The following is an 18,795-nucleotide window of genomic DNA, read 5'->3' as shown; positions in this document are numbered from 1 at the left end:
CTCTCACCTCCTTTCAACTATTTTATTGATGAATTTGAATAAGATTAAGCTTCTCATCAGTATTTTCAAATCATCATCTAAAGCATGCTCAGGTAATGGGTTATCCTTTATTCGGAGATAAGCTCTGAACAACACTTCTTGATCCACCAAATCTGACATGATTTGATCATTTAACAATTCCTCAACTTCAGATCTAAACAAATCCCATTCATCTCTCATTCTGTGAATAATATCGACACCTTGCGCTCCTCGATATTTGTGATTTAATCGCACCTTGTTTGGAAGATAATTTTCGGTGGCCCTCCTAATGAGAGATCGATCCACTCCATGTTGCACGAATTGAGAATCAGGGAGTGATAAACAATATTCAATCACTCTCAAATCATTTGTTGGGTCACGGTTCCAAAGTGAATAATGTAATGACATCTTTGTCGCACTCGTGCCATTTCCCCAATAATATAGGTATTGAAATTGTCGATTCCTTGCTTCCCTCAGAGTAGAAATATTTGAACCAGTAATGTCTAATCCGTTTTCCCTCACCTTTTGATAAACATTGGTTTTCTTTGCAAAGTCTTTATTTATGAACTGAGGAAATATATATTTATCCTTAGGAGATAACACTAAGGGAAATGCCATTCTACTTACCTGTTGGATTACTCTTTTCCTACCTGTGTTCTTGATAAGGTAGTACTTATTAATTTCTTTATAAAACTTTATTAATTGCATTTTCTTTAATAGCCTAGAGTAATAATCAATGGCTGTTCCATAAGATATAGTCCAATTTCCCCTGGCCCCATTCAATAAAACCCCAACTCCTTGGGTAGAAGCTTCTTCGTATATCCCTCTTAACCAATAAGAGTTATTAAAGAATTTATAGGGCATTTCAAGTATGTCCAACCACTGATTTATTTCTTTAAGTGGAGTGCTATTTCTAAAATTAAGATAAGAATCCTGAATATTCCCTACAAATTTCACTGTTGATTGAATAAAAGGTCTTTCATTAGCTATTCTAGATTTTGGTGTCCAATCGATAAAGTCTTCTTGGGGTATATAACTAAATGTATGTAACTGCTTCTTCTGCTTATTTAATTCTCTCGAAGCGAAACTTACGACTGAACCTGAATCTAACCCTCCACTTAATTGTGATCCAACCTTTTTAAATGTTCGCAATCGATCGGAAACCGCTCTCTGAAAAATATCTCTAAAAGCTTCTTCGTATTCAAAATTAGAATTAAGTTTTAATTTTTTTCTCGAATCGAACTTGGTGTATCTTGTTAGTTTAGTCTTTCCACTTTGAATTACGATTGAATGTGAAGGAGGGACTTGCATGACATTACTGTAAACAGTAGAATGCACGTCAACTGTATTAAACATATCTGGAATAACAAGAAATTCTGCAATCCATTCTTTATTTATTCGTCTACTTATAAAAGGTAATGACAATAAGGGTTTAATTGTGGTGGCAAATGCAAAACGTTGATTTGATGTATGATAGTAGAGCGTTCGACTACCAGCAAAATCTCTTGCACCAAATAATTTTTCTTTCCTCTCATCCCAAATCATAAAAGAGAAATCTCCTATTAATTGCTTAGGACATTCTTCATCCCATTTTTCGTATGCAAGAAGAATTAACTCACTATCTGATATCCCTTTCCTAAGAGCAGGCCCAACACCTAAAATATTAAACAATTCTTGTCTATTATCTATAATGGCATCAGCGGTTATCACTAATTTTCTTTCATTGTCATAGAAAGGGAGAACTTCACCGATTGATTCAGGAGTGATCCACTGAGCGTGACAGCCCAGAAAAATATGATCTTTCTTGTAAACTCTCACGTCATCTGCTGGGAACTGTTCAAATGACCCCATCATTGCGTGTATATGCTCCCTAGATACGGGCTCATGGTTCTGATGATATATCCCAGCAATCGCACTCATAATTGACACCTCATTTCCCCTCACGTGATTCTTAATTAAGAACGCAAAGGGTGTACTATATTATTTTTGAAGAAAATCCTCTTGTGCTACGTTGTTTTTTCGTTTATGTATATATCGAACCAGCACCCACATTAGAAGGATGCCAATAACATTCTTAACGAGATCACCTATTGAAGAGGTACGGAATGGAACGAAAAACTGATGTATCTCATCAGTAACGGAATATAAAAATGAAAGGATGATTGCAATGATTTCTTTGCGCTGATTGAGGTTACCAAAAGACAACTGAAAAAGAACAATGAGTACATATAAAATGCCAAATTCAATTAAATGAAGTGATTCCAATAAAAGGCCAGCAAATAATATAATGCGTGGATCAAGAGTGAGACCGGTGTAATAGATAATTTCAGGATTAAAGTGACTTGATTGGTACCAAATGAGTATCATGTAGCCTAAAATGATTAATGCTAAAAGTATTCTCTTTAGAAAAAGGATCAAATTGTACTCATCCCCCAAACTGGTTATAAATACCTAATTTGTACTATATAAAGAACAATACTACAATTTTATAAAGAACGCAAGGTGTATTTAAGATTCTCCCAAAAAAAAATCAGGCTATCCTTTTATCTCTATTCATTAACGATTTATTGATTTTCAGCTGCTGAATGATCCGGTATGATTTCTTAAATATGTAACGGATATACAGGGGTATGACTATACCTCCAACTAAATATACAAACCAAGGAAAAGCTACTCCTGGTAGTATAAAGTGATTGATGTAACTCACCAGGGGAAATGAAATTCCTGCATGCAGGATCAAAATATACGCAGACTCACTTCCAATATGACTAATGGCTCTAAACCAGTGGTGTATTCCAGTTATTCCCCTTACAATTTCCAGACTAAGCAGGCTACCCGAGACTCCGCTAATATAAAACAACAAGAGGTTTCCATACTCTCTTAGACCCATACTGACAGGCTCATTGATAAGAAAAGCTGAAAACAGAACCAAGCTCAACCCAATCCCCCCTGGAAATCGCGATCCCTGTCTAAGGCGATCCCCCATAAAGATGAACAGTAATGATACCATTGAAATATCCAGTCCCCATGGAAGGTGGACCACACTTCCAATCACCGCTCCAATCCACCCAATAACCGCGTAAATAGCAAACTGCTGAGCTAATACGAACCTTTGCAGATACTTCTGGCTGGCGGCATACATTAATAAAGCCGCATATAAGCAAACCAAAAACCACAAAGGGTAATTGAGTAGGCCCTCAATGTTCCCCTCAAGCATTCCCACTAATGGCTTATACCAGAGAAAGCTTTCTTTAAAATCCCCTGTGAACTTCGTTACGATCCAATATGAATACGAAAGGAAAAACCCCATTACATACGGTGCCAACAAACTTACGGAGCGTTTTTTCACAAGTAGATAAAAGTTCCCCTTATATTTCTTTGAATTGAATGTGTAGCCCGCTAGCATGAAAAATAAGGGCATTCCAAACGATTGTAGGAAGGCTGTGACCGGCTGAGGCATGTTGGAGTGGACTGCAACTACCATTATAATGCCGAATCCTTTTAAGAGATCAAGGTCGATTAGTCTTTGTTTCATTGGGATCCCCCTTACCTCGTCCAGAGTTAAGATTATACTTTTATGATGACTGTACAAGTTGATTATTTATTGCAACTACTTTTCCATTATTCATTCTGTATACAATATCGCAATTTTCGATGGTGCTAAGTCTGTGAGCAATAATAATGAGTGTTTTATCACCTTTTAATTCATCAATTGCCCTCATTATTTCTTTTTCTGTCTCATTGTCCAGAGCAGACGTAGCTTCATCCATGAATAAAATTTCCGGGTTATGATAGAGTGCACGGGCAATGCCTATTCGTTGACGTTGTCCTCCTGAAAGTCTTACTCCTCGCTCACCCACTGAAGTTTCAAGTTGCTTTGGGAGTGCTTCAACAAAATCTTTTAATTGTGCTTGTTCCAGTGCCCGCCAAACCGCTTCTTCATCTATATCTTTGCTATCTACTCCAAACGCGATATTCCCACGAATCGTGTCATCTGATAAGAAAATGGACTGCGGTATATATCCAATCTTTTTCTGCCAGGTTGATTTTTGTTCTTCCAAGTTTATTCCATCCACCAGTACTTGACCTTTTTCCGGGGTGAACAATCCAAGAATAATATCCACAATTGTGGTTTTACCTGCTCCCGACTCCCCGATAAATGCGACTGATTGACCAATTGGGATGTTTAATGAAACATTTTTCACTGAGTATTTTTTTTGATTCGGGTATTTAAACGTTACATCTACTAATTTGATAGAATCATGATATGCTTTTCCCTCAACATTAATTGGATTATAATTACAATTAATGTTGACTTGCTTTTTTTCACCACTCAAATTTAAATCATTGTATACTACAGTGAGAGCGGGTTGACTGTATTTAATTGTTGTTATCAATGCAACCACTCGAGTTATTGAAGGCATTAGTCTAAAAGCTGCCATTGCGAATAATGCCATAGTAGATGTAAGTTGTGATGTGCTCTTATCTTGGAAAATTATCATAAGCATAGTAAGAAGTACTACAGATACTAATAACGTTTCAATAAAAAGTCTAGGTGCTTGATCCAACATTTTCATGTATCTACTATTATTTGCTTTAATTTGACCATGTTTCAAATACTCTCTGACAAAAAAAGTCTCTTTACCAGAAACCTTTACTTCTTTACTAGCCCCGAGACCCTGGTTTACCCATTTAATCATTTCCGAGCTAACTCTTTGCTGTTCTTTTCCGAGCTGAGTAATTTTTTTCTTGAATAATTTTAAAAAAATATAAACACCAGACCCTAAAATAACTGTTGCTGTTACTGTTGCGTAAGGTGAGGTTATTAATAATAGTGATAATATACAGATTGTTACAAGAATCTCTGTAAACAGCTGAAAACTAGAAATAATAATACCCTGAAAAACTTTAGGTACTTCTTCGTTCACATTTCTTAATAGATCCGCTGTATTTCTTTGTAAGTGAAAAGTATAAGGTTTTGTTAAGTAAACTTTAAACAACTGCTTGGACAACTTCACTTGCTGGTTTAAAATCACTTTAAACTGCACATAATTGAATAGCATTAAATATGAGTTTTTCAAAATAAAAATAAAAAACAAAGTCATTACTAGAAATACGATAAACATTGAATGTGATTCAAAATTAAAGGCATTGTAAAAATATAATAATATGCTCTGCTCTCCTATCGTACTTGGATTAGTAACTACACCTACTATCGGAACTATCATCCCTATCCCAAGCGTTTCAAAAAATGCTGCTAAGATCATCATACAAAAAATTAAAAGTAGCTTTTTCTTTTCATTATTCTCAAAGAGCATTAATGATTTTTTTATTATAAATTTCATTTCCTCACGCCTTTTTTGGAAAGATTAGTAAACAGATATTTTATATAATCAATTTAAATAATTTGGTTACCTGATCTGTTGTATCTAAGTCCTTACTACTTAAATTCTTTATCAACTCTAATCTTTTGTTAGGATCATCTAATAGGTATTTTATTCGATGATAAAGATCGTCTTCATTGCACTCTATATAGCCGTTTACGCCGTGGACTATTTGGTCGTATGCTCCAATAAAATTGGTTGTCACAATAGGTTTGTTTAAGCATTTAGCCTCTGCTAATGTTAGACAGTACCCCTCATGTCTAGATGTTTGAACGTAAATGTCAGACTCTCTAATATAAGGATATGGGTTTATTTTTGATCCTAATAAAATAAAGTTATTTTGCATGTTTTTTTTATTTATGATTCTTTCTAATTCCGCCCTATGGTTCCCTTCTCCAACACAGTACCACTTTACTTCGTACCCGTCCGTACGAAGCCTACATAATAAATTTATTGCAATATCCAGACCTTTTTCTTTCGAAAGTCTTCCTACAGTAACTATTCTTAAACCTTTATAATCGTCATCAAAACAGTTGCTTTTTTTTGATAAGTAATTTACGGTTTTCTTTGAAAATATGTTATAGAATACTTCTGTTTTTCCTTCCAAATTAGGTATTAATTGTAATATTTTTTTATGGGCTTCATCCGATACAACAAAGATTTTGTCGAACTTTTGGTATATTTTAGAATAAAACTTAATATTTACTTTAAATTTAGAGACATCAAAATGAACCCAAGATGTTTTAACTTTTGCGGTTACTTTATTGGCAATATAAAAATCAATAATATCATGTGGGCCTTGATAAGCAATGGCTATATCGTAAGATTCAGGAAGTTCTGGAACGTTTCTTAGTATACTTTGATAATAAAAATATCTATTATTTGTTTTATTTGAAATTTTTTGAATTAACGCAAATCTAGGTATCTCAAAAATTTGTTTATTATAAAAATAATTACTTATTGTTTTATAAGGTGATTGAAGTATAATCGGTCTTATTTCTTCAAACCAGTTCGCTTCTTTTACTTTAACCCAATGGGGTATTTCTTTTAATAATTCCCCTCGCTTCTCTAATAGTAGTATAGTGACTTCATATTTTTCTCTTGGAATGGTGGAAATTAAAGATAATAGGGACTTTTCAACCCCCCCTACATTCATCATGCCTATCATAAATAATATTTTTTGCATAGTATCCTCCTTCATTCCTTTTTTTAATCATTAATCATTTACAACCTGATATAGTTTTTCCAAATCTCCCTTACCCTCAAATACTTCATTTCCCAAATTTTTTATTAATTTATTTCTAAATGATGTATTATTTATTATTTTAATTAAAGAATCAAAGAGCTCTTTTTTGTTAAAGTTAATAATTATCCCTGTTTCATTTTGTTTGATCTGTTCTTTAGCACCTGTAAAAGAAGTGCAAACTATTGGATTATTAAAGCACCTCGCTTCTGCGAGTGTAATACAATATCCTTCATGTCTTGATGGTTGCACATAAATATCACATTGCTTCATATATGGATATGGGTTTATTTTTGATCCTAATAAAATGTAGTCTTCTTCTAGGTTGTGCTTCCTTATTAGTTCCTCATATATATTTCGTGATTTGCCTTCCCCGATGCAATACCATTTTACTTTTAGCCCTTCTTCTTTGAGCTTTCCTAAAACACTTATTGTTATATCCTGACCCTTTTCTATAGAAAGCCTCCCCACTGTCAGAATTCTGATTCCCTCAAAGTTATCATTAAAACCAATGTCTTGGTTCGACATTTTCTTAACTAAATCAGAAGATATACTATTATTAAAATAGTTAATCCTATTACTTATTTCAGGAATAGTTCTACTTAGGATTTCTCTACCTTCTTTTGACACCACAAAAACCTTATCAAACTTTTTATAAATCTTAGAAGAAAACTCACTATTAAATCCTATTTTTTCAACATCAAAATGTATCCATTGAACCTTTTTTTTAGATTTGATTTTCTCCACAACAAAATAGCTTATGAAGTCCATTGGACCTGCATAAGCTACAGCAATATCATATTCCTCGCCAAACATGGGATATTTACGTAAAACATATTTATATAGTAGGCCTTTATTCTTCCGAAGACGAGTCCAAGCATATAATAAAATTGATACTAATGCTTTTGAATACTTTCTATCTTTCAAGAATTGGAGCGATAAGGATTGCAGCGGAGTATTAATTATCTCCTTAATATTATGATAATCTTTTAAATATTTCACTTCAACATCCCATGGAATTGACTTAAGTAATTCACCGTACTTCTCTAACATAAGAATTGTAATGTCAAATTTTTCTCTTGGGATTTCTGCTATCATATTTAGTAATGCTTTCTCAGTGCCTCCAAGATTCATGTTGATGACCATAAATAATAATTTCTTCTTCATAAACCCCTCCGCAAAATCATAATTGTTAACTCTCAATTAACCTATAAAGTTTATGAATTTCATTTTCTGTTCCAATAAATTCATGTTTTAAGTTATATATAATTTTTTCTTTCAATTCTTTGTTTCTTATAATTTTTTTGATTCCTTGAGAAATTTCTTTAGGATCCATATCAACAACTATGCCATTTTCATTATTTTCAATCTGATTGAAAACTACAGGGAAATTAGTGGAGATTATTGGTTTGTGTAATATCTTTGCTTCTGCAATAGCCATTCCAAAACCTTCAAATCTAGATGGTTGGACATAAATATCACACATTTTCAAATAATTATAAGGATTTTGATGAGGTCCTAGAAAAATAAAAGTATCTTCTAGATCATAATCTTTTACTAGCTTTTCAAGTTTAGGTTTTAATTCTCCTTCCCCAATTGAATACCACCTAAAATTTATTCCTTGCTTTTTCAATTGGTAGCATGCTTTTATGGCAAGGTCATAGCCTTTTACTTCAACTAATCTACCTATTGTAAGTATCTTTATACCTTTATAATTATCCTGATATGAAACAGGTTTTTCAGACATACTCCTTACTAATCTTGGAGATATAATATCATATATTACTAATGTTTTATCTTTAGCTAAAGGCATCTCTTTAATGAAAATCTCTTTATTACTTTCAGATACAGCGACAATATTATCAAATCGATAGTAAAATTTTTCATCAAACCTTTTATTATATGAAGCTTTTTTATAATCTGTATTTATCCAACAATATTTTTTAGTGGATTCTACTTTTTCAGCTACAAAGTATGTTGGAAATCCTTGACTATATGCTATTGCAACATCATACTTTTGGTTTAATTGCTTAACACCCCTTTCCTTCCATTTCCAATTTATTTGTGCGGAGTGCATAAAGTTCTTATAGAAGGGAATTCTTAATGATAAAGAATTACCTAATTTAAGATAAAATTGTTTGAAATTTTTTCGTTGTAGTTTCTCTAAAACTTCTGATTCCTCTATTACATTCACTTTTTTCGGTAATAGAGGTAGGTATAACCCCTTACGTGAAAACATTAGCAAGTCTACATCATATGCATCGTAATCGAGTAATGAAAGTAGGGATATCAAACTTTTTTCTGCCCCACCGCTATTTAAAGAATCGATAACAAACAATATTTTCAACTTCATTGAACTTTTTTCAACCTTTTGTCTATCGACAAAGCTTCTTCCAAGTATTTCTTTGAAAAATCAACTTTCTTTTCTATCGTCTGTTTTCTTTCATGGTACTCAATATCATTAAGTAAATGCTCTAAGCTGTTGATATCAGTTACTAATCGATCCTGGAGGTTTAAGTCCTCTAAAAAGTCTCTCATTCTTGTATTAATCGCCTCATTTCTATTTACAATAATGAAGTTCTTTTCGAATATTACTGAAAAAACGGCTGCATGAAACGAATTAGAAATAATGAACTTTGAATCCCTAACCAAAGAGAGAAAAGTATCAGGACCTACAAATTTAAAGTATCTATCCGCATAGTCAACTTTCCCTGTATTCACCGAATAAATTTTATATCCCTTTTTCTCAGCAATATCTATTGCCAAATTTCTAATAAGACTACTTTTGTCGAAATCATATACTAAAATATAATCTTCTCTATATTTTTCTTGACCGACGTTATTCCATTCTTCTTTCGATAACAGTAATGTTGGGTCTACTACATTCACTCCACTTTTTATATTTAATCTATTCAGTATTTCAATGCCACTTTTTTCTCTAACTCCTATTTTATCTAAAGTGGATATCTTCTCTTTAACAAAATCTTTATATTTATTATCAAGTTCATTTATGGCAAAACTTGCTGCATATGACGCCTTTATTTTGTCATTTGGAACAAAATCTAAATAAAAAGCTGGATCTCTTCCGTTTTGGTGTAAACTGTTCCATATTTGATCACTTCCACAAATAAAAGCATCAGCTTCTGGTAGTTTTTTTCTTAATTCACTATTAGATTTATACCGAAAGTCAGTTAAACGAAGATATTTTGACTTAAAATGGTCAAATGCCTTTTTTCTTTGTAATTCTCGTAACCTTAAAGGGAATTTGAGAGCCAAATATAATAACTTTGTCAATATATTCTTTTCCCATTTTGGGTTATTAATACTTAACAAATTATATTGATTACTTAAATAATCAGGTTTATAATCTATAATTCTTGCATCATGACCACATTTTTGTAGATATTTCATTAAACTGTATGCTTGTAATGAAGCTCCATGATTATAAACATCGTGACAGGTTATTGTTAATACCTTCATCTTTCACACTCCATTCAGTCCACTATATAATTTTATATAATTTTTCTAACTCTAACCTGTTGTCGAATATAATATTCATGCAATTTCTTTCTAACTTACTTCTTTCCTCTTTATTCTTATACAACTTTTCAATACCTTCTGCTAAGCCTTCGGGTGTTAAATCACAAATAGAGCCATCGACTCCATTTTGCACCTGACTTTTTGCGGTCATGTAATTTGTTATTAAAACAGGTTTTCCAATTATCTGAGCCTCACTGACTGTAACAGCTTTACCTTCATAACGAGAAGGTTGAACGTAAATATCTGCTATTTTCATATACGGATAAGGATTCATTTTTTTTCCTAATAAGATAAATGAGCCTTCTAATTTATTCTCTCGAATTAATTCTCTAATCTTGTTTTCCTCTCCACCATAGCCAACAACATACCAAGCTAGATTGTTATAACCCTTGTCTTTAAGTATTTTCAATGCTCTTACAGCGATATCAATACCTTTTGCATACGATAATCTTCCTACTGAAAGAAGTTTAAATCTTCTATCTTGGGTTATAAAATCTTCAACTAATTCACGAGATAAATCCCTAACTAACTCTGGTGATGTTATGTTTTCAATAACTAATACTTTCTTATAAAGAGAAGGATGAGTTAATAAGAACGCTCTTTTACATTCTTCAGATACAGCCACAATATAATTAAATTTATTCCAGATCTCTAAATCTAATTTCACATCAGTTTCTACAGTTGAATAGTCAGTATGAATCCATGCTATCTTAGTTTTAGCTTTTACTTTTTCCGCTACAAAATAATGTGGCCATAAATAACTGATGGCTATATCGTACTCTTTCTCCATCTTCGGTAAGAATGGGAGGGCATACTTCCACATGTATTGCATTTGCTTATAACCTGTTTCAGCATTTTTTTGAAGATTTGCCTTATATCTCGCAAGCATCCTTGTTAAACCAATGGCCCAGTTTCCTTTTTTCATCAACATTGAAACCGGCATTCGAAAAGTTTTGTATACGTTATTCTCTGGAAGCAGGGTTGGTCCTGTAGGCAGTAGTTCCATAAAGTCACCTGTATGACTGTATAACATCAGATCAACCTGGTATTGGTCGTAATCAAAATGAGTCAACATGCTGATGAGACTCCGTTCCACACCGCCGACTTCCATATCAAACGAAGCGATCAATACTTTTTTCATTAGATCCTCCCAGCGCTATGTCTACTCCATATAAGGTCATAAGCTTTGAAATCCCCGCTTCCGGTGAATAGTCATTTCTTTCAAAGCTCTGTTTGATTTTATGGAGGTTTTTTTCTTTCCTATTAGCCTGTTCTACTATAGCTCCAGCCCATACTTCAGGTCCGTCCCTCAATTGGAGCTGTGTGACCAACCCAATTTGCAGGTCTGCTTCTGGTTGAATGGCTTCGGATACGACACATGGCAGACCACTGGCTTGTGCTTCCAAGAGGACAAGTCCCAAGCCTTCGTATAGGGAAGGAAAGACAAAAACATCCATACTATGTAACATGGTTCCGATGTCTTCCCTGATTCCTACAAGTCGGATACTTTCTTTAAGCCCTTCATTTTCAATCCTTTTTTCAATATGTTTTTTTAGATCTCCTTCTCCTACCAGCAATAGTTTACAATTTGGATTCCTTTTTATTAAGCTCTTCATCACATCAAGCAAGAAATCGTGGTTCTTAGCCGGGATGAATCTGCCAATATGTCCAATGACAATGGATTTCCCAAGGCCTTCTTCTATTTTGAATTGATTAAAGAGTGATGGAGGACATGTTAACAACTTCTCAAACTCGATCACATTCGGAAAATAGGAATAGTTGGATTGATGTGCAGCTCCCGCTCCAAATAAGTACTCACCCGCTTCTTTACTGCAAGCAAGCAGGTGTGTGGAAAATACCTTTATCATCTTTCTCATGGCAGTAATATACATTCTCCTTACCAAGCCCTCTTCATTATCTTCCGTCGTATGAGCATGAGAAATTCGGATTTTCACTCCCGCTAAGTACGCTGCTGCACTTGCTATGCCGCAGTGAAATAAAGTATGCGAATGAACCGCTTCGTAAGGCCCATTCTGTTTAATTGCCTGATAGAGTTCCATTATTGATCCGGTTTGGGATAACCTTATCACCTTTCCGCCAAGCTCAATAATTTCGTGATCATAATGAGCCTTTTCTTCACTGTAAGAAACGAAATCAAATTGTATCTCATGATGATTTATATTCCGGTACAGATTCATTAACATGGTCTCCGTCCCTGCCCTGTTCATCGCTCCCACTATGTGAAGGATTCGTTTAGGTACATCCATCGCTATCCCCTCCCCTGACTATTTCTCTTCCACCTTTTGATTCTGCCACTTTATGAATTCAATCACCGCTTTATATTGTTGTAATTGCTCTTTCTCAATCCCTGAATCCTTCAATTCATTGATAAAGTCCAGCCATTCGTTCTCAAGTAGTTCCCTGTTGTCTTCATGTGCATTGAATTGAAGGATGGTCATTAAATCCACGTCTAATACAGTCGAGATTTTCTCTAGGACTTGAATAGAGGGATTCTTATTTAAGTTCCTCTCTAAATTACTCAAATAGGATTTAGATACATTTGCCCGGTCTGCAAGTTCGGATAAGGTGAGTCCTCTGCGTTTTCGAATTGTACTTATATTTGTACCTATCATTTATTTATACCTCATTTTTGTCATCAAATAATTTCCCGTGTTACTAACACTCCCTCTAATGTTTCTTCTAAAAGATTAACCACTCTCGTCTGTTCTTCTTCCGTCATGCCTGAACCAGATGGAAGACAAACACCTCTGGAAAACAATTTTGCAGACACATCATCATCTTCACTGTGAGAGAAATACGTTGCCCCCTTGAATAAGGGTTGCATATGAAGAGGCTTCCATACTGGACGTGCTTCAATATTCTCGTTCGCCATTGCTTCAATTATTTGTGATGATGGTATTCCGGTTTCTAATTCGTCAATGATTAAGGTTGTAAGCCACCTGTTTGACATACTGTTTTCTAATTCCGGCATGAATGAGATACCCGGGAGATGGGAAAGGGACTGCTGATAACGTTCAAATATGAGTCTTCTGGCGCTCACCCTATCATCGATTACCTCCAGCTGGGCTCTTCCCACTCCTGCTAAAATATTACTCAGTCTGTAATTGTGGCCTACCTGACTATGCTGATAATAAGGTGCAGGATCTCTTGCCTGGGTAGCCAGGAAACGGGCTTTCTGCAAGGATTCCACATCGTTGGAAACCAGCATGCCCCCGCCGGAGGTGGTAATAATCTTATTTCCGTTAAATGAGTAGACCCCAAAATGACCAAATGTCCCGCTAGGTTTCCCCTTATAAGTAGAGCCCAGTGACTCGGCTGCATCTTCTACAACCGGGACTTGATAGTGGTCACAGAGAGTAAGAAGTTCATCCATTTTCGCACTTTGACCATATAAGTTCACAATAATCACGGCTTTTGGAAGCTTTCCCTGAAGGGCAGCGTCTTGTAATGCCCGTTGAAGCGCCTGTGGAGACATATTCCAGGAATCGAAATCCGAATCTATAAAAACGGGCTCTGCTCCCTGATATAGAATAGGGTTCGCACTTGCCACAAACGTCAATGTTGAGCAGAAAACGGTGTCTCCACGGGTGACTCCTAATAAAGAAAGAGCCAAGTGGATGGCGGCTGTTCCCGAATTCACGGCGACCGCTTCACTGGCTCCTACGTATGAGGCTAACTCTCTTTCAAATGCGTCAACGTTCGGACCTAATGGGGCAATCCAATTGGTCCGGAAGGCTTCCTTAATGTATTCTTGTTCCCTTCCACTCATATGCGGAGGAGAAAGGAAGATTCTCGGCTTCTTCATCTAACAACCACCTTTTCTCTACATGATATCTTTCACTGCTCCAAGGCTCCTATTGATGATCCTGGCTGGTGTCCCCACTGCCTTGCAATAGGCAGGGACAGATCGAATGACTGTCGCTCCGGCTCCAATGATCGACCACTCCCCGATGTTCATACCAGGAATGACGGTAGCACCCGCCCCTATGTGTACACCTTCGTCGATTGTTACATTCCCTGTTAATGTTGCGCGAGGGGAAATATGGGAATAATCCCATACAGAATTATCATGTTCAATGACAGCTCCGGTGTTGATGATACAGTGATCATGGATTTGGGCATCTGCATTAATCACGGCTTGTGGCATCACAACTGTTCCACATCCAACTGCTGCCGAATTGCTTACTACTGCAGTAGGATCGATGACGGTTAAATACTGCTCACTGGGAAGCTTTAACTTACTTACCACATGCATTCTAACCATATTATGACCAATCGCCACGACCACTTTCATCTCTTTATCACGCATTTTATGAATTGAATTTAATGGTGCATAAACAATGCCGTCAATGACTCTCTCACTTCCATATTTGTCATCTACTATGGCATGAATACTGTACCCCTGTCTTATTACCATCTCCTGAACAACTTTACTATGCCCGCCATTTCCAATGATTACGACCCTCATATCAAACCACTTCTTTCGACCCTTTGAACTTTTCCATTGTTGCATGATCCTGCCCGGTAATTCCCTCTTTTTTGACCACTTTGATGAAGGTTCTGGCAAGGATTTTCATATCGAGAAGGAAACTTTGATTCTTGACGTACCAAATATCCAATAAGAATTTTTCTTCCCATGAGATTGCATTCCTCCCGTTCACCTGAGCCCATCCGGTTATGCCAGGCTTTGCGTGATGTCGAGTGTATTGTTCTTCGGAATAGAGTGGCAGATACTCCATCAACAGCGGCCTCGGACCCACTAAACTCATATCCCCTTTCAGTACATTGAAAAGCTGGGGAATTTCATCAAGGCTAAACTTTCTAAGGAATCTTCCAAGAGGAGTCAATCTCAGTTCATCTGCTTTACCATCCCCATTCAACATGGTTCTGAATTTATATAGGATGAATGGTTTTCCGTATAACCCTGGTCGTTGCTGACAAAACAATAGAGGTGATCCCATTTTAATCTTGATCCCTAACATGATTGGAACCATTAACGGGATCAGGATCAAAAGTAAAATCGTTGAAATACCAATATCCATCATTCGTTTGATCATTTGAAATCACTTCCTTGATGATCAGTTATCGATCTCATTTGTAGTACAGAGGGAGATGATGCTTTCTTTTATTTCATTTAGAAATTCACTTGTATTCACTTCTTTAGATTGAATACCCTTTTGATATATTGTTTTTAAAAGCTCCTGAAGATCTTCGACTTTTAGATTTTCAGTTATATTCATATTTCTTCTCCTTACATTGAACATAAAAAAAGCAGCTGCTATGAGTAGCACCTGTACCTAGTTCTTCACTAACATTTTGGATTGTTTCTCGTAACCGAACGAATTATGTTGTTGCCATCTCAAGGAATCCTTACACATCTCATCAATCCCTTTAACCGCTTCCCAATTTAGTTTCTCTTTTGCTTTTGATGTATCAGCATAACAAACGGCTACATCTCCCTGTCGCTTTTCCACTATCTTATATGGAATGGTTTTCCCAGCTGCTCTTTCATATGCGGACAAGACTTCAAGAACACTGTATCCTTTACCGGTGCCTAAATTATACGCATCAATTCCGGTATTAGTAAGTAGTCTTTCCAGAGCTTTGACGTGACCAAGAGCCAGGTCGACCACATGAATATAATCTCTTATCCCGGTACCGTCTATTGTTGGGTAATCATTACCGAACACTTGAAGTGTTTCCAATTTCCCAATTGCTACTTGAGAAATATACGGCATCAGATTGTTCGGAATTCCATTTGGATCTTCACCAATCCGGCCACTCTCATGAGCCCCTACAGGATTGAAATAACGAAGCAGGGCAATACTCCATTCACGGTCAGAATCATATAGATCCTGTAATAACTCTTCAATCATCTGCTTTGTACGACCATAAGGGTTTGTCGCTTTTAAAGGGGTCTCCTCTGTAATAGGTACCTTATCCGTCGCACCATATACAGTGGCTGATGAACTAAATACGAGTTTATTCACTTTGAATTTTTTCATAACTTCACAAAGAGTGATGGTGCTGTTCATATTGTTTTCGTAATATTCAAGTGGAAAATGAACCGATTCTCCTACCGCCTTGGAGCCGGCAAAATGAATCACCGCTTCAATCTCGTTATCGGTAAACACCTTCTCCAGCCCTTCCCGGTTTTGTAGATCCAGACAATAAGTTCGAAAGTATTTTCTCGTAATTTCTGAAACTCTCTTGAGTGCTTCAGGTTTACTGTTTGAAAAATTGTCCACTACGATGATTTCATGGCCTGCATTTAATAATTCGATGCAAGTGTGGCTTCCGATATATCCTGCTCCTCCGGTAATTAATATCGTCATAAATTTTCTCCTTTTCAATATAATTCAAACAACCTTTTTATTTGACTCTACAACACTTTGAGTGTAAAACTTATTTCCTAAACTGTCCTTTACTCTTATCCTCATTGGTTCTTCGTAAAAGCGATACATAATCGATGACAAGACAATAGATAATAATAGACAAATAACTATCAACAAATTTTGGTTAATCTGTGGCTTCCATAAAAAGAAGATGTATGAAAGAACTAAATTATGAATCATATAGAAGGAGAAGCTTATTTCTCCGAGATATATTAAAACCTTATTAGAAAGTAGACGGGACAATAACCCTTTCTGAAACGCAAAAGTAATTATTAGTAAACCCATAAAAGGTATAAACACCATTCCATAACGTAAATTCTGAAGAATATTTGGTGAGAGTATTATTATTAGAATTAATAAACTTAAAGTAATGACTTCAATAATTGTAAAAATACCTTTAGGTACATTCATTTTTAAATTCTTAGTTCGTAAAAATACAAATCCTAAGAATATACCAACTATGAACTCCAAACTTCTTGTTACTGGGAAGTAATAGGCAAACCATCTTGAAAAATTGTTAGCTGGGGGTAATAAGATCAATGTAGTAAGTAATAAGAAGCTAAAACCAGCAATAACTACTCCAAGTACTAACCTTTTAGTCCTGAACTTGTAGCCACACATTATAACTAAAGGTAGAATCATATAAAAAAACATCTCGTTTGATAGACTCCAGGACACTCCATTGAATGAAATGTTACCAAACGGAATCCAACTATGGATCAAAGTTATATTCGTAATGGCTTGAAACACATATAATACAGGTTCATGCTTTAATGGAATAAAAAAATAGTAAGGTACAGCAAAGAAAAAAGTTAACAGATGGACGGGGTATATTTTTGAAAATCTTGCTATATAAAACTTCCTAACCGATTTTTTGTCAAAGTGAATTAATTTATTACTGTAGTTATAGGTCAATATGAAACCTGAAAGTATAAAAAAAAAGCTAACCCCTATATATCCTGTTTGAAATTCTGACCAAATTCCTACATGAAATAAGTACACCATTAATGCAGCAATAAACCTAAAGGAGGTCAATGAATCTAGTCTAGTCAATTTTCCAGTATAAGAACTTTTCATTTTAATCTGTACGCTCCTTTAGTCTAAAAGTTAATGTAATCGCTTTGATAAACCGTCCCAAATGATATAACGCACTCATAATAAAAATAAATCAAGTAAAACACTATAACTCCAAGGTATATGATCCTTTGATCCTTTTTCCCAAATAACTTGATTACCCAAGATATTAATATTACTTGATAAAGCCCAAAATAAATATTAAACCTTGCGAAAATCCAGTTCTGAGTTGAGATGATTAAGAAAATTGACCCTAATAGCGCTAGATTAACTATATAATCACCTTTAGGATATAGTTCACTTAATCTCCCCCTCCCTATATACGCTATTATGACTGGTATAGAGTGTACGATTACTCTAAGTATATTTGCTCCACCCTCTGTGAAATTGTCGTACCCCCCATACTGAGTATTATCAATTGCCTTAAATAACAACTCGGAAAATTGATTATATCCAACTACTATTAAGACTGATATTAACAACAAGACAAGAGTTGTTTTGGTCCATGCCTTCCTTCTCACTAAAAAATATATTGGTATTAGTACTAAAGCACTTTGATGAAAGGTAGATGCTAAAATAACCAAAGATATATACTTTAACCAATTGCCATCAAAAATATACTTTGTCGCTATGAAGATAATTCCAGCTGCTAAGAATTGCCTCATTCCGTTCATGGAAGTTAAATAAAGGCCCCCAGTAATATATACATATAGACTTAATTCAAGCATTCTAGAATATCTATATAACACAAATACAATAAAAAAATTAGTTAGTAGTGCTGTAAGTAATATTAGTATCTGGGGGTCAGTAGATACATATTTTTTCAAGAGTAGCTGAAGTATATAGAAACCAAAATCCCTTTGTCCAAACACACCTTCCCAAGAAAACTGGGTTATTTCATATGAATGCATGTAAAAATACGTATCTGCCATATTGATACGTAATCCGGATACTAACACTAGAGTTAATAAAGTTAACATTACCAAAAGCTTATTCGGTTTCATATTAAAGTAGACACCATTAGCAGATACAGCTGAATAACGTGCAAAAAAGGCGAACATAAAAACCAATAAAAGATTCAACCATAACACAGTCATAATAAAACCCTTTCCGCTCTGAT

The 18,795-nt window shown here is 35.2% G+C and carries 18 protein-coding genes; all 18 read right to left on the bottom strand.

Annotated features, from left to right (window positions below):
- Positions 1-3: 3 nt before the first annotated feature.
- Complete coding sequence (locus tag LCL96_RS21470) at positions 4-1,938, bottom strand: asparagine synthase-related protein (RefSeq protein ID WP_224945173.1); 1,935 nt, start codon at positions 1,936-1,938, stop codon at positions 4-6.
- Positions 1,939-1,998: 60 nt separating this feature from the next.
- Positions 1,999-2,436 (bottom strand): VanZ family protein, encoded by a 438-nt coding sequence (locus tag LCL96_RS21465; RefSeq protein ID WP_224945171.1) that lies wholly within the window; start codon positions 2,434-2,436, stop codon positions 1,999-2,001.
- 112 nt (positions 2,437-2,548) lie between these two features.
- Entirely contained in the window at positions 2,549-3,553 is a 1,005-nt protein-coding gene (locus LCL96_RS21460) for an acyltransferase family protein (protein ID WP_224945169.1), read from the bottom strand.
- A 40-nt stretch (positions 3,554-3,593) separates the two neighbouring features.
- Positions 3,594-5,363, bottom strand: a complete 1,770-nt coding sequence (locus LCL96_RS21455; protein ID WP_224945168.1) for an ABC transporter ATP-binding protein — start codon at positions 5,361-5,363, stop codon at positions 3,594-3,596.
- A gap of 40 nt (positions 5,364-5,403) precedes the next feature.
- Positions 5,404-6,588 (bottom strand): glycosyltransferase, encoded by a 1,185-nt coding sequence (locus LCL96_RS21450; RefSeq protein ID WP_224945166.1) that lies wholly within the window; start codon positions 6,586-6,588, stop codon positions 5,404-5,406.
- A 30-nt stretch (positions 6,589-6,618) separates the two neighbouring features.
- Entirely contained in the window at positions 6,619-7,812 is a 1,194-nt protein-coding gene (locus LCL96_RS21445) for a glycosyltransferase (protein WP_224945164.1), read from the bottom strand.
- 25 nt (positions 7,813-7,837) lie between these two features.
- The gene (locus LCL96_RS21440; protein WP_224945162.1) at positions 7,838-8,998 is read right to left on the bottom strand and encodes a glycosyltransferase; all 1,161 of its coding nucleotides are present in this window, start codon (positions 8,996-8,998) and stop codon (positions 7,838-7,840) included.
- Entirely contained in the window at positions 8,995-10,125 is a 1,131-nt protein-coding gene (locus LCL96_RS21435; protein ID WP_224945160.1) for a polysaccharide pyruvyl transferase family protein, read from the bottom strand. Before LCL96_RS21435 ends, LCL96_RS21440 begins: the two co-directional genes overlap by 4 nt.
- A 22-nt stretch (positions 10,126-10,147) precedes the next feature.
- The gene (locus LCL96_RS21430; protein ID WP_224945151.1) at positions 10,148-11,326 is read right to left on the bottom strand and encodes a glycosyltransferase; all 1,179 of its coding nucleotides are present in this window, start codon (positions 11,324-11,326) and stop codon (positions 10,148-10,150) included.
- Entirely contained in the window at positions 11,298-12,452 is a 1,155-nt protein-coding gene (locus LCL96_RS21425; RefSeq protein WP_224945149.1) for a glycosyltransferase family 1 protein, read from the bottom strand. The genes LCL96_RS21430 and LCL96_RS21425 overlap by 29 nt, the downstream gene beginning before the upstream one ends.
- A gap of 18 nt (positions 12,453-12,470) precedes the next feature.
- Entirely contained in the window at positions 12,471-12,818 is a 348-nt protein-coding gene (locus tag LCL96_RS21420) for a helix-turn-helix domain-containing protein (protein WP_224945147.1), read from the bottom strand.
- A gap of 23 nt (positions 12,819-12,841) precedes the next feature.
- Positions 12,842-14,011, bottom strand: a complete 1,170-nt coding sequence (locus LCL96_RS21415) for an aminotransferase class I/II-fold pyridoxal phosphate-dependent enzyme (RefSeq protein WP_224945145.1) — start codon at positions 14,009-14,011, stop codon at positions 12,842-12,844.
- A gap of 18 nt (positions 14,012-14,029) precedes the next feature.
- A complete protein-coding gene (locus LCL96_RS21410) occupies positions 14,030-14,674 on the bottom strand; it encodes an acetyltransferase (RefSeq protein WP_224945143.1) in 645 nt (214 codons plus the stop codon).
- A 1-nt stretch (position 14,675) separates the two neighbouring features.
- On the bottom strand, positions 14,676-15,260 hold the full coding sequence (locus tag LCL96_RS21405; RefSeq protein WP_318246452.1) for a sugar transferase: 585 nt from the start codon (positions 15,258-15,260) through the stop codon (positions 14,676-14,678).
- A gap of 24 nt (positions 15,261-15,284) precedes the next feature.
- On the bottom strand, positions 15,285-15,446 hold the full coding sequence (locus LCL96_RS21400; RefSeq protein WP_224945140.1) for a hypothetical protein: 162 nt from the start codon (positions 15,444-15,446) through the stop codon (positions 15,285-15,287).
- 57 nt (positions 15,447-15,503) lie between these two features.
- A complete protein-coding gene (gene galE, locus LCL96_RS21395) occupies positions 15,504-16,541 on the bottom strand; it encodes a UDP-glucose 4-epimerase GalE (RefSeq protein ID WP_224945138.1) in 1,038 nt (345 codons plus the stop codon).
- Between the two features lie 24 nt (positions 16,542-16,565).
- Positions 16,566-17,678, bottom strand: coding sequence for an acyltransferase family protein (locus LCL96_RS23735; protein ID WP_224945136.1), 1,113 nt, complete (start codon positions 17,676-17,678; stop codon positions 16,566-16,568).
- A 23-nt stretch (positions 17,679-17,701) separates the two neighbouring features.
- Entirely contained in the window at positions 17,702-18,772 is a 1,071-nt protein-coding gene (locus LCL96_RS21385) for an EpsG family protein (RefSeq protein ID WP_224945134.1), read from the bottom strand.
- Positions 18,773-18,795 lie beyond the last annotated feature (23 nt).

This window comes from Rossellomorea aquimaris, assembly GCF_020172085.1.
GTDB lineage: Bacteria > Bacillota > Bacilli > Bacillales > Bacillaceae_B > Rossellomorea > Rossellomorea aquimaris_E.
This window is presented reverse-complemented; position numbering and strand designations above follow the sequence as displayed.

Excerpts from the sequence above, each read along its gene's own strand:
- LCL96_RS21470 (WP_224945173.1), bottom strand. The coding sequence starts at position 1,938 with ATGAGTGCGATTGCTGGGATATATCATCAGAACCATGAGCCCGTATCT.
- LCL96_RS21460 (WP_224945169.1), bottom strand. The coding sequence starts at position 3,553 with ATGAAACAAAGACTAATCGACCTTGATCTCTTAAAAGGATTCGGCATT.
- LCL96_RS21455 (WP_224945168.1), bottom strand. The coding sequence starts at position 5,363 with ATGAAATTTATAATAAAAAAATCATTAATGCTCTTTGAGAATAATGAA.
- LCL96_RS21450 (WP_224945166.1), bottom strand. The coding sequence starts at position 6,588 with ATGCAAAAAATATTATTTATGATAGGCATGATGAATGTAGGGGGGGTT.
- LCL96_RS21445 (WP_224945164.1), bottom strand. The coding sequence starts at position 7,812 with ATGAAGAAGAAATTATTATTTATGGTCATCAACATGAATCTTGGAGGC.
- LCL96_RS21440 (WP_224945162.1), bottom strand. The coding sequence starts at position 8,998 with ATGAAGTTGAAAATATTGTTTGTTATCGATTCTTTAAATAGCGGTGGG.
- LCL96_RS21435 (WP_224945160.1), bottom strand. The coding sequence starts at position 10,125 with ATGAAGGTATTAACAATAACCTGTCACGATGTTTATAATCATGGAGCT.
- LCL96_RS21430 (WP_224945151.1), bottom strand. The coding sequence starts at position 11,326 with ATGAAAAAAGTATTGATCGCTTCGTTTGATATGGAAGTCGGCGGTGTG.
- LCL96_RS21425 (WP_224945149.1), bottom strand. The coding sequence starts at position 12,452 with ATGGATGTACCTAAACGAATCCTTCACATAGTGGGAGCGATGAACAGG.
- LCL96_RS21420 (WP_224945147.1), bottom strand. The coding sequence starts at position 12,818 with ATGATAGGTACAAATATAAGTACAATTCGAAAACGCAGAGGACTCACC.
- LCL96_RS21415 (WP_224945145.1), bottom strand. The coding sequence starts at position 14,011 with ATGAAGAAGCCGAGAATCTTCCTTTCTCCTCCGCATATGAGTGGAAGG.
- LCL96_RS21410 (WP_224945143.1), bottom strand. The coding sequence starts at position 14,674 with ATGAGGGTCGTAATCATTGGAAATGGCGGGCATAGTAAAGTTGTTCAG.
- LCL96_RS21400 (WP_224945140.1), bottom strand. The coding sequence starts at position 15,446 with ATGAATATAACTGAAAATCTAAAAGTCGAAGATCTTCAGGAGCTTTTA.
- galE (WP_224945138.1), bottom strand. The coding sequence starts at position 16,541 with ATGACGATATTAATTACCGGAGGAGCAGGATATATCGGAAGCCACACT.
- LCL96_RS23735 (WP_224945136.1), bottom strand. The coding sequence starts at position 17,678 with ATGAAAAGTTCTTATACTGGAAAATTGACTAGACTAGATTCATTGACC.
- LCL96_RS21385 (WP_224945134.1), bottom strand. The coding sequence starts at position 18,772 with ATGACTGTGTTATGGTTGAATCTTTTATTGGTTTTTATGTTCGCCTTT.